The sequence below is a fragment of the Niallia circulans NBRC 13626 genome, assembly GCF_001591585.1.
GTDB lineage: Bacteria > Bacillota > Bacilli > Bacillales > Cytobacillaceae > Niallia > Niallia circulans.
Genome location: NZ_BCVE01000012.1, coordinates 89,161 through 101,187, shown reverse-complemented (window position 1 = coordinate 101,187; position 12,027 = coordinate 89,161). Strand labels below are relative to the sequence as shown.

At 35.9% G+C, this 12,027-nt stretch carries 9 protein-coding genes; all 9 read left to right on the top strand.

Features of this window, described 5'->3' with window-relative positions:
- Positions 1 to 65 precede the first annotated feature (65 nt).
- The 9 genes from BCI01S_RS15550 (at position 66) to BCI01S_RS15510 (ending at position 11,928) form a co-directional block, all read left to right on the top strand.
- Positions 66 to 1,088: an ABC transporter ATP-binding protein gene (locus BCI01S_RS15550; protein ID WP_047941762.1), complete on the top strand. Its 1,023-nt coding sequence runs from the start codon at positions 66 to 68 to the stop codon at positions 1,086 to 1,088.
- A complete protein-coding gene (locus BCI01S_RS15545) occupies positions 1,085 to 2,098 on the top strand; it encodes an ABC transporter ATP-binding protein (RefSeq protein WP_047941761.1) in 1,014 nt (337 codons plus the stop codon). Before BCI01S_RS15550 ends, BCI01S_RS15545 begins: the two co-directional genes overlap by 4 nt.
- Before the next feature lie 15 nt (positions 2,099 to 2,113).
- Positions 2,114 to 3,064 (top strand): ABC transporter permease, encoded by a 951-nt coding sequence (locus BCI01S_RS15540; RefSeq protein ID WP_082138299.1) that lies wholly within the window; start codon positions 2,114 to 2,116, stop codon positions 3,062 to 3,064.
- Positions 3,065 to 3,076: 12 nt separating this feature from the next.
- On the top strand, positions 3,077 to 4,000 hold the full coding sequence (opp4C, locus tag BCI01S_RS15535) for an oligopeptide ABC transporter permease (protein WP_061799924.1): 924 nt from the start codon (positions 3,077 to 3,079) through the stop codon (positions 3,998 to 4,000).
- A 51-nt stretch (positions 4,001 to 4,051) separates the two neighbouring features.
- Positions 4,052 to 5,671, top strand: a complete 1,620-nt coding sequence (locus BCI01S_RS15530) for an ABC transporter substrate-binding protein (RefSeq protein ID WP_053215647.1) — start codon at positions 4,052 to 4,054, stop codon at positions 5,669 to 5,671.
- 292 nt (positions 5,672 to 5,963) lie between these two features.
- On the top strand, positions 5,964 to 7,721 hold the full coding sequence (locus BCI01S_RS15525) for an ABC transporter ATP-binding protein (protein WP_047941758.1): 1,758 nt from the start codon (positions 5,964 to 5,966) through the stop codon (positions 7,719 to 7,721).
- On the top strand, positions 7,684 to 9,513 hold the full coding sequence (locus BCI01S_RS15520) for an ABC transporter ATP-binding protein (RefSeq protein WP_047941757.1): 1,830 nt from the start codon (positions 7,684 to 7,686) through the stop codon (positions 9,511 to 9,513). Before BCI01S_RS15525 ends, BCI01S_RS15520 begins: the two co-directional genes overlap by 38 nt.
- Before the next feature lie 371 nt (positions 9,514 to 9,884).
- Complete coding sequence (locus tag BCI01S_RS15515) at positions 9,885 to 10,553, top strand: GTP pyrophosphokinase (RefSeq protein ID WP_047941826.1); 669 nt, start codon at positions 9,885 to 9,887, stop codon at positions 10,551 to 10,553.
- Positions 10,554 to 10,770: 217 nt separating this feature from the next.
- Complete coding sequence (locus tag BCI01S_RS15510) at positions 10,771 to 11,928, top strand: DEAD/DEAH box helicase (RefSeq protein WP_047941756.1); 1,158 nt, start codon at positions 10,771 to 10,773, stop codon at positions 11,926 to 11,928.
- Positions 11,929 to 12,027: the final 99 nt, after the last annotated feature.

The window sequence follows — 12,027 nt, the reverse complement described above, 5'->3', positions numbered from 1 at the left end:
CGATGATTCTCCAGTTTGTACGCTGATGAGCAAGGCGCTTACGCTTTACGTGAAGGAGGGGAAGTATGGTGCGGAATATTTTAGAGGTGGAGAAATTGCAAACAGCTTTTCGAACGGATAAGGGGGAGGTTATTTCGGTAGAGGAGGTTACTTTTCAGCTTAAGCCAGGAGAGACTATTGGTATTGTAGGAGAGTCAGGCTGTGGTAAGAGTGTTACTTCCCTATCGATTATGAGACTGTTAGGAAAACATGGTTATATCAAAAAGGGAACGATAAATCTGAAGGGGAAAGAATTAACGACACTAACGGAAGCGGAGATGCGAAAAGTTAGAGGAAATGAAATTTCGATGATCTTTCAAGAACCAATGACTTCTTTAAATCCGGTTTTTACAATTGGAAATCAAATGGTGGAACTAATTCGTCTACATATGGGCTTAAATGCCAAAAAAGCAAAGAGCTATGCGGTAGAAATGCTGAAGAAAGTAGGAATTCCAAGAGCAGAGGTAATTATTGATGAATATCCACACGCTCTTTCTGGAGGTATGCGGCAAAGGGTAATGATAGCGATGGCTCTATCTTGTAAACCGAAGCTTCTAATCGCAGATGAACCAACAACAGCATTAGATGTAACCATTCAAGCACAGATTCTTGAATTAATGAAAAGTTTAAAAAACGAATCAGAGACAGCGATTATGATGATTACCCATGATTTAGGAGTTATTGCGGAAATGGCTGATAAGGTTATCGTCATGTATGCCGGGCAGGTGGTAGAAGAGGCAGATGTCTTTACTCTTTTTGATGAGCCAAAGCATCCCTACACCAAAGGCTTAATCGAATCTATTCCACATTTAGAGTATGATTCCCAAGAAAAATTATATTCTATTCCAGGCTCTGTTCCGACATTACAGCAAATGCCAAAAGGCTGTAGATTTCATACTCGCTGCCCTTATGTCACTGAAAAATGCATTGCCGAAAAGCCTCCCCATATTAGCATAGACAATCAAGCAGATCACAAGGTTCGTTGTTGGTTGTATGAGACTCAGCAACAAGGCAACATGCTGGAAGAGGAAAGGGAGGTTAAGATATGAGTGTAGAAATCTTGTCTGAAAAAGACGGAATATTCAAAGAACAAATGCAGCCATTAGTAGAAATCCAAAATTTAAAGAAATATTATCCAATTAAGAAAGGGATATTATCGAAAACCGTTGGCCATGTAAAAGCTGTAGATGGTCTTGATTTTTCCATTTATTCTGGGGAAACAATTTCCCTTGTTGGTGAATCTGGATGTGGGAAATCCACTACTGGCAGAGCTATTGTGAAGCTAGATCCTCCGACAGATGGGAAAGTCTTATTTGAAGGAAGAGATATGGCCGCCATTCAAAATAAGGAATTAAGAAAAATTCGCACAGATATGCAAATCATCTTTCAAGATCCCTATTCTTCTCTCAATCCGCGAAAGCGAATCGGTGATTTATTGGCAGAGCCTTTAATTGCCCACAGACTTGCGACAAAAGAAGAAGCAAGTAAAAAGGTAGATCGAATGCTTGAAATAGTAGGATTAACTAAATTTCATAAAAGCAGATATCCTCATGAATTTTCTGGCGGTCAAAGACAAAGGGTAGGGATTGCTAGAGCTCTTATGCTAAACCCAAAATTGATTGTTTGCGATGAACCGGTATCAGCATTGGATGTTTCTATTCAAGCGCAAGTACTAAATTTATTAAAGGATTTACAAAAGGAATTTAATTTAACCTATTTATTTATTGCACATGGTCTAGGAGCAGTTAAGTATATTAGTGATCGAATTGCCGTTATGTATTTAGGCAAAATTGTGGAAATTGGAAAGACTGAAGAGATTTTTAAGAATCCAAAGCATCCTTATACACAAGTGTTGCTAAGTGCCTATCCGATTCCTAATCCTCATCTTCGAAATAGAGAGCGGATTGTGGTAGAAGGAGATGTTCCAAGTCCGGCAAATCCACCAAATGGGTGCAGGTTCCATACTAGATGTCCTATGGCACAAGCTATGTGTAAGGAGAAGGAGCCGCTATTAGATGGAGCAAATCATTCAGTTGCCTGTCATTTTCCACTACGTTAAAGGAGGGAGATTCATTTGTTCCAATATATTATCAGGAGATTATTGATTGCTATTCCAGTGTTGCTGGGGGTAACGGTATTTAACTTTATTATTATTAACTTGGCTCCTGGTAACCCGGTAGATATGTATATTAATCCAGATACTACTCAGGCGGATATTGATGCAAAGAAAGAAGCATTAGGTCTTAATGATCCTATTTATATTCAATACTTTAGATGGCTTGGAAATCTTTTGCAAGGAGATTTTGGATTTTCCTATACAACATATGAACCTGTATTAGATTTAGTGCTAAATCGTGTTGGCCCCACGTTGCTCCTTATGAGCACTGCCTTAGTTATTGCTTATATTATTGCCATTCCAATAGGAATTTTGAGTGCAACAAAGCAGTATTCTTGGATTGATTATTTAACTACTACTTTTTCATTTTTAGGTGTATCCATTCCTAACTTTTTCTTAGGATTAGGAAGTATTTACGTATTTGCACTTGTTTTAAATATCTTACCGACAGGTGGCATGTTTACATTGGGAAGCAGTGGAGGATTTATGGATACATTGTTTCACCTCATTATGCCAGCCGCTATATTAGGAACCGGGATTGCAGGCAGTACGGTTCGCTATGTCAGAAGCAGCATGTTGGAAGTAATGGGGCAAGATTATTTGCGGACAGCAAGAGCGAAAGGATTAAAAGAGTTTATCGTTACCAATAAGCATGGATTAAAGAATGCGTTAATTCCTATTATTACAATTATCGGAATGGAAATACCAATTTTAATAGGCGGCGCAGTAGTAACGGAGCAAATTTTTCAATGGCCAGGCTTAGGACAACTAACAATCCAGTCGATTTCCTCTCGTGACTATCCTACGTTAATGGCGATAAATTTTATTGCAGCACTTGCTGTCCTATTTTCGAATTTACTTGCTGACATTTTATATGCCGTAGTAGATCCACGAATTAAGTATAACTAAGGAGGAGTGCATATGAGTATTCCTAATGTGAAAGTGGATACGGAATTACAAGTTAATGTGGTGATTCCTGTTCAAAATCAATTGGGGAATGAAGAAAGCTATCTAAAACTAATAACAAAACGTTTTTTTAAACATAAGTTGGCCGTTGTTGGTCTCATTATTTTTTCATTAATGGTTCTGATTGCAATCTTTGCTCCAGTAATTGCACCGCATAATCCATATTCTGTTGATGGCGAATTTGCGTCTGCTCCTTCTGCTAATAATATTCTTGGTACAGATGAAGTGGGAAGGGACTTGTTTAGCCGACTATTATATGCTGCTAGAGTCTCTTTATCAGTAGGAGTCGGAGCAGTGGCGATTTATGTTGCTATTGGTACTATACTAGGAGCGATTGCGGGGTATTTTGGAAAATGGGTGGACATGGTTATCATGCGTATTACAGATGTGTTCATGTCATTTCCGTATTTAATGGTAATTTTGGTTCTAGTAAGTATAATGGGGCCAAGTCTATTTAACGTTATTTTAGTATTAGGTTTGCTCGGATGGCCATCGATTGCAAGATTAGTAAGAGGGTGTGTATTAACAATTAAAGAAATGGATTATGTTAAAGCAGGTGTCGCTATAGGGTATTCCACGCCAAAAATTGTTTTTCAACATATTCTTCCGAATTGCATTGCGCCGATTCTTGTTAATGCTACATTTGGCATTGCGTCTGCCATTATTATGGAAGCATCCTTGAGCTTTTTAGGGATGGGGGTTCAGCCTCCTACAGCAAGCTGGGGGAATATGCTTAATGAAGCTCAATCCATTACTGTATTGGCAACACAGCCTTGGTTATGGATTCCGCCTGGAGTCATGATATTACTTGCTGTATTATCCATAAATTTTATGGGGGACGGTTTGCGAGATGCAATGGATCCCAAGAGCCATAAATGATGAGGAGATGCATTTATTACTATTCTAGAACAATAGATGGGGGAACATTCAATGAAGAAATTTAAAACGATATTTAGTCTATTTTCCATTGTCATTTTAGTATTACTTTCAGCGTGCTCGGGTGTAAATAATCCAGCTTCAACTGGTGGTGGTGCAAAAGAAAATACGATGTATTTGGGGCTTGTAAATGCTCCAGTTAGTTTTAATCCCATTAATTCTTCTGATATTGCAGCATCATGGTTAGAAAAATTTATGTTTGATACTTTTTTAGAGATGACTGGTCCTTTGGAGTTTACACCAAAGCTAGCTGAGTCCTTTGAAACAGAGGATAATCAGACATTTACAATCAAAATTAATAAGGATGCAAATTGGACAGATGGAACACCTGTTACGTCTGCGGATGTTGCTTTTACGTTAAATTTAGTTGCTAATCCAAAGACGGAAACAGCTGTTGGAGCCTATTTAACTGTATTAGATGGATTAACAGACGATGGCAAGCTTCCAGAAGGAGAAACAGAAATACCATCTATAACCATTGTTGATGAGAAAACAATTCAATTTAAGACAAAGGCCCCAGTCGATCCAAATATGGTGAAAGAACAATTAGGTTCTAAATTTATGATTCTTCCAGAACATAAGTTAAAGAATATTGCTCCGGAAAATCTCCAAAAGGATCCTTTTATGATGAAGCCGACCGTAACGAATGGTCCTTTTAAGTTTGTTAAATATGCAAAAGATCAATATGTAGAATATGCTAGGAATGATGACTATTATTTAGGGGATGTAGAACTGGATAAACTATTTGTGAAAATCATGCCAGCAGCAAACCTTGTAGCTCAATTGCAGACAGGCGAAATTCAAATGAATGCTGCAGGAGGGATTGGAAAAATTGCAGTGCAAGACTTTGAGACAGTAAAAGGATTTGACAATGTAACAACCACAACAGATAAAACATATGGATATCAGAATATGAGTTTTAATATGGAAACCATCACAGATAAGAAAGTAAGACAAGCAATCGCTTATGCTATTGATCGTCAAAAAATTGTCGATCAATTACTAAAGGGAGAAGGAGAAATTGTAGACGGTCCGTATACATCCATCAGCCCTTATCTTGATAAAGAATTAGAAACATACACGTATGATCCAGAGAAATCGAAGCAGTTATTAGAAGAAGCAGGCTGGGATTTCAATAAGACAATAGAATTTGTTGTTCCGATTGGAAACAAAGTGCGGGAACAATCAGCCAATATTATTGCCGAAAATTTAAAAGCGGTTGGATTAAAACTAAATACAACTACGTATGATTTCCCAACGATTATGTCAAAAGCGAGAGCAGGCGACTACGATTTAATGCTAATTGGCTTCACTAATACTATTGATCCAGATTTAACAACAATCTATGGTTCTGCGGGATCAAGTAACTATACAAATTATAACAATCCAAAGGTAGATGAACTATTAGCAAAGGGGAAACAAGAACCAGATACAGAAAAGCGTAAAGAGATTTATAATGAGCTTCAAGCAATTTGGAGTGATGAACTGCCGATCTTTACATTGTATTCTGACTATGACTTTGGAGCAGTTTCTAAAGATGTAGCTGTGGGATCACCAAAGGTATTTGGTTTCCATAATGAATTATATAAATGGTCGTTAGCTGGTGTAAACTAAAAGCGATAAAAGCGGCTCGAACATAAGTATTTCCAACAAATTTAAACCTGAACAATTATACAGAGATTCTAATCTAGAATTTTTGTATAATTGTTCGGTTTTTTTATTTTAAGAAAGAAGGTGGCATTTGTACATGTAATAAAATATACTGAATTAATTTTATTCTGAATGATGTTTTCTAACTTACTAAAAAGAGGTATGATAAAAATAATGTTTAGCAAATCTAAATAAATTTCATCGATGATTGGATATTAAGTAGTAAATTCAATTAGAGTAAAGGCTGGAGGGAATAATGTCAAAAATATTTGGTCGACTTCGAGTATATAAACTAAGTATTACAATAGCACTTATACTAATGTTAACCGAACTTGCGGTAGAACTGGTTCAGCCATTGATTATGGCAAAGATAATTGATGATGGCTTGGCTCATCAAGATACAAAAGTAGTGTTAATTTGGGGAGGATTGTTGATATTATTTTCGCTTGTAGCCTTTGCTGCTGGAATAATTAATACATTCTATTCTTCCCATGTTTGTCAGAATTTTGGCTATAGTCTTCGGAATGAGTTATATCAAATCATTCAGTATTTTACGTTTTCAAGCAGTAATGTTTTTGCAAGTTCGTCTTTGATCACTAGATTAACGAATGATATTACACAATTACAAAACACGATATTTATGGGATTGCGATTTCTATTAAGGGCACCGCTTTTAATCGTTGGTGGAATCATTATGTCCTTCTTAGTTAATGTGAAACTAGCGTTTATATTGGCGATTACGATTCCGCTTATTGTGGTTATGTTTATTTGGGTTATTAAAATAGGAAGAAGTCTGTTTCAATCTGTTCAAAAGAAACTCGATCAGGTAAACAGTGTGATGCTGGAGAATTTAACAGCAGTGAGGCTTATCCGAGCATATATCCGTAAGCAGTTTGAAAGAAATCGTTTTATGCATACAAGCGAGGATTTAAAAAATCTTACCCAAAAGGCGCTCCGAATTATGGAAACTACTGTGCCGCTCTTATTATTCGCTATGAATCTATGTATTATTGCCATACTTTGGATTGGATCCGGACAAATAAACACAGGTGAGGCACAGATTGGTGAAGTAGTTGCCGTTATCAATTATACATTAAGAATCACTACATCGATTTCTGTAGTAAGTATGTTAGTAATGGTTATTTCTCGTTCAAAAGCTTCAGCTGATCGAATCCAAGAGATTATTGATAAGAAAGAACAGGATAAGGATAATCCAGATGAAAGTATGGACTCAAAACTGAAAGGAAAAATTAAGTTCCAGCATGTATCCTTTCGTTATCCATCTAATAGAAGGAATACGATAGAGAATCTGCACTTTACCATCCACCCTAAAGAAACAATTGCTATATTAGGAGCAACAGGTTCAGGAAAAACAACACTCTTCCAATTAATTCCACGTCTTTATGAACCAACAGAAGGAAGCGTTTTGATCGACGATAAACGAGTGGATTCATATTCATTAAATACGCTAAGAAAGCAAATTGGATATGTACCACAGGAATCGATGCTCTTTACGGGTACCATTCAAGAAAATATTAGATGGGGAAATCCTGATGCGACCTTTGATGAAGTAGTGCAAGCTGCAAAAGATGCCCAAATTCACGATACCATTATGTTAATGCCTCATACATATGATACGAGAATTGGACAAAAGGGAGTTAATTTATCCGGAGGACAAAAGCAACGCCTTTCCATTGCAAGAGCACTCGTCAGAAAGCCAAGTATTCTCCTGCTAGATGATAGTACAAGTGCATTAGATTTAAAAACAGAAAAAAAGCTGCTGGATGCAGTTGCAGATTATCAATGTACCCTTCTGCTCATTACGCAGAAAGTATCTACTGCGATGAAGGCAGATAGAATAATGTTGATTGAAGATGGAAAGATTGTAAGTTTTGCTTCCCATGATGAGTTATGGAAGACAAACAACCTTTATCAAAAAATAGTAGAATCACAACTAGGGGAAGGAGAGTGGGAGAATGCAAAGGGAACTAACCGATCCATTTCGCTATCCTAAACCTAAATTAAAGCCAGATCCCACAGTTGTTAAAAAAGGGAAAAAACCAAAAAATATGGGGAAGACCTTATACCGATTATGGAGCTATCTTGCACAAAAAAAGGGATTATTATTTCTTGTTTTAGTGATGGTGGCAATGAGCTGTGCATTAGGATTATTGGGACCATATGTTTTAGGAATTTCTATTGATCGTTTTATTGTCAATAGAAATTTAGATGGTTTTACAGGAATGCTAATAGCCCTTGGTGGTATTTACTTTTTTCATTCTGTTGCATTATTTTTGCAAAGTTATTGGATGGTTGGAATTTCACAAACAACTGTTTTTCGCTTAAGAGCGGATTTATTCCACCAATTTCATGAGCTGCCGATAAGTTATTTTGACAAAAAGCAGCATGGAGAATTGATGAGTCGTGTTACAAATGATATTGAAAATGTCAGTTCTACTTTAAATAGCTCTGTTATCCAAATCTTCTCTAGTATTATCACATTAGTTGGGACAGTAGTCGTTATGTTATTGCTCAGCCCGTTATTAACCGTCCTGACTTTAACTATTGTGCCAGTTATGTTTATCGGAATGAAGTGGATTACGAGTAGAACAAGTATATTGTTTAAGGAACAGCAAAAGAATTTAGGGGAGTTAAATGGATTTATTGAGGAATCTATTTCAGGACAAAAAATTGTAAAAACTTTTTCTTTAGAAGAAAAAGTGATTCATGATATGAAAGAAAAAAGTGATAAGCTTAAGAATTCTGCGTATTGGGCACAAGTCTATTCAGGCTTTATTCCAAAGTTGATGAATATGTTAAACAATGCTAGCTATGCAGTAATTGTAGGGGTTGGCGGGCTATTAGCCCTCAAATCAGGTACTGTATCTATTGGGGTTATTGTCATCTTTGTTGAATATTCCCGACAGTTCACTAGACCCTTAAATGATTTATCGAATCAATTTAATACACTGTTATCTGCCATTGCGGGTGCAGAGAGAGTATTTGACGTATTAGATGAAGAAAGAGAAGAAGTAGATGAGAAGAAAGCAGCCGTGATGGAAGAAATGAAAGGAGAAGTTCAGTTTAAGCATGTTTCTTTTTCTTATGAGGTAAATAAAGAAATTTTAAAAGATATTGATTTTAAGGCAAACCCAGGTGAAACAATTGCTTTGGTTGGACCCACTGGAGCTGGAAAAACGACTATTATCCAGCTTATCACGAGATTTTATGATGCAACCGCAGGAAATATATTAGTGGATGGACAGGAGATTACAAAAATAAAAAGAGAGAGTCTTCGTTCGCATATGGGATTTGTTCTTCAGGATAGCTATCTATTCGAAGGGACCATCCGGGAAAACATTCGGTATGGCAGGTTAAATGCTACGGATGAGGAAGTGGAGTATGCAGCAAAGCAGGCCAATGCTCATGGCTTTATTGAACATCTTCCGGAAGGATATGATACGATTCTTTCTGCTAATGGAAACGGAATTAGTCAAGGACAAAAGCAGCTATTATCCATTTCTCGAGCAATTTTAGCAGATCCATCTATTCTTATTCTGGATGAAGCAACAAGTAGCATTGATACAATCACAGAGGTGAAAATTCAAGATGCTTTAAAACGGTTGATGAAAGGGAAAACGAGCTTTGTTGTTGCTCACCGATTAAACACCATTAAACATGCGGATCTGATTCTAGTATTGGATAAAGGGATGATAGCCGAAAAGGGGTCTCACGAAGAATTATTGAAGAAAAAAGGCTTTTATTATGAACTACATCAAAACCAATTCTCAGAGACAGTTGATTAGATTATAAAAATAAAATGGGGCTGCACCGGTTGGTCAGTGTAGATAGTAGATATATAAAGAACAGCACTTCTCTCCTTAGAGCTGATATTGAAGGAATAAGGGAAGTGCTGTTTCTTATTTTATAAATAAAAAATATTTGTATGAAATGATATTTGACTGACCGGTCATTATTGTTTACAATAAAGATAGATTCGGTGCATGTCAACCATCCGAAAATAGCTCGTTATATACAAAGGTGGATGTTGAAAGTGAAAACAATTGACCAAATTATTGAATTTTTGAAGAGTATCGGAGTAGACGCAGAAAAGGTTTATAGGAATCCAAAGGAGACATACTAGTTTATGGAAAGCGTAAAACAACTCAAGACATACATGGAAGATAATAACTTCAATTTACATGAATTATCAAATGAGCTTAATGAATGGAAAAATAGCTTAATTATTTATAACTTTGCTTTAGATGAAATAAATACGAAACTAAAAATATTAAATGAGGAATTTCAATTTATCCATAATCATAATCCAATCGAGCACATTAAATCACGAATTAAAGATCCAAAGGGTATTATGCAAAAGCTGCATCGAAAAGGGCATGCTATAACAATGGAAAATGCCAAAAAATATATACATGATATTGCAGGAGTTCGAATTACTTGTTCCTTTATTTCGGATATTTACGAAATTTATAATATTATTGAAAAACAAGCTGATATTAAAGTACTGCAGGTAAAAGATTATATTAAAAATCCAAAACCAAATGGCTATAAAAGCTTACATTTAATTATCAGTATTCCTGTTTTCTTAAGTACAGGAATGCAAGAAGTATTTGTTGAAATTCAAATAAGAACGATTGCGATGGACTTTTGGGCAAGCTTAGAACATAAAATCTATTATAAATTCGACAAAGATGTTCCTGCACATTTACTTAATGAATTAAAGGAAGCAGCAGATGCAGCCCATGAACTAGATGTAAAAATGAAGCGAATCAAAGATGGCGTCGATATCGTTCATACAGTAGGGAAGAATCAGCTATTCATATAGTTTGAAAAGGAGCTTCGCAAGAAACGAAGCTCCTTTCTTTGTAGAAACAAAGAAATCCTCGAAATCCAGCATTTATAATTTATATTCAGCGAAAAATATAATCTCCCCCCTATTGAATAAGGTTTCATATCTATTTTTTCGTAAATAATTTATAATAAGAAGATATATTTTAAGGTTAGATGCTATTTGTCTGATTTTGATGAAAAAGGAGAACGAAATGAAAGAACAGCTATTTTGGAGTACATTTAAACCGTTTATACAGGAAAATTGGGAAAAGGCACAGTTTAAACAAGCAACTTCTATTCAAGCACAATCTATCCCGCTAATATTAGAGGGAAAAGATGTAATTGCTGAATCCCCAACAGGAACAGGAAAAACATTGGCATATCTACTACCAGTCTTAAATAACTTGGATACAGAATCGAAGAATATTCAGGCAATCTGTCTTGCTTCCTCTCAAGAACTTGTTATGCAAATTTTAGGAGAAGTACAAAAATGGGGAGAGGGCAGCGGTGTTCGGGCGGCCTCTTTTATTGGAGGAGCAAATGTTAAAAGACAATTAGAAAAACTGAAAAAGCATCCTCATCTTGTCATTTGTACACCTGGAAGAGCATTAGAATTGATTAAACAAAAAAAATTAAAAATGCATGCAGTAAAAACAGTAATTTTAGATGAAGCAGATCAATTGTTAGTACCAGAGCATCTAGAATCTGTTCGTCAAATTATCAAAGCCACTTTAAAAGAAAGACAAGTCGTTTTATTTTCTGCAACATTACCAAAGCAAACAGAAAATATTGCAGCTGAACTTGTTCAAGATGCAGAAATTATTCGCATCAAAAAAGATAAGGTGATCGAAGCAGCTGAAGTAGAGCATATTTATTTCCAAGCGGAATATCGAGATAAAGTAAAGCTATTAGAACCGATCTCTCGTTTAAAGAATGCGAAGATTCTTGTGTTTGTAAAGGATATTGGAAATTTAAGTGTTATCTATGAGAAGTTAGCATTTAAAAAAATTCAGACAAGTATTTTGCATTCTGATCTAAATAAAATGGAGCGTCAAAAGTCATTAACTGATTTTCGAGATGGCAAGAGAAACATGCTTCTAGCAACAGATGTAGCCGCAAGAGGGCTTGATATTCAAAATATTACACATGTTGTTCATTATGACTTAGCTACAGATCAGACTCAGTATATCCATCGGTCTGGAAGGACGGGCAGATTTGGTGCAGCGGGAGTAGTTATTAGTTTAGTGACAGAAAGAGAAGAAAGAGAACTGAAGCAAACAGCTAAGAGGCTAAATCTTCAGTTATCGAGAAAAACCTTTTACCATGGAGAAATGGTGGATTACAAAGTGAGACAAAAAAACAATAAATAATCTTTTTAAAAGCTGGCATCAACCGTAATAGCAGGTTGATGCCGGCTTTTTTATTTGAATTAACATTCATAAATGAAAATATAAGCATAAAAATGGAGA

Coding starts and splice junctions, on each gene's coding strand:
- BCI01S_RS15550 (WP_047941762.1), top strand. CDS start 66: ATGGTGCGGAATATTTTAGAGGTGGAGAAATTGCAAACAGCTTTTCGA.
- BCI01S_RS15545 (WP_047941761.1), top strand. CDS start 1,085: ATGAGTGTAGAAATCTTGTCTGAAAAAGACGGAATATTCAAAGAACAA.
- opp4C (WP_061799924.1), top strand. CDS start 3,077: ATGAGTATTCCTAATGTGAAAGTGGATACGGAATTACAAGTTAATGTG.
- BCI01S_RS15530 (WP_053215647.1), top strand. CDS start 4,052: ATGAAGAAATTTAAAACGATATTTAGTCTATTTTCCATTGTCATTTTA.
- BCI01S_RS15525 (WP_047941758.1), top strand. CDS start 5,964: ATGTCAAAAATATTTGGTCGACTTCGAGTATATAAACTAAGTATTACA.
- BCI01S_RS15520 (WP_047941757.1), top strand. CDS start 7,684: ATGCAAAGGGAACTAACCGATCCATTTCGCTATCCTAAACCTAAATTA.
- BCI01S_RS15515 (WP_047941826.1), top strand. CDS start 9,885: ATGGAAGATAATAACTTCAATTTACATGAATTATCAAATGAGCTTAAT.
- BCI01S_RS15510 (WP_047941756.1), top strand. CDS start 10,771: ATGAAAGAACAGCTATTTTGGAGTACATTTAAACCGTTTATACAGGAA.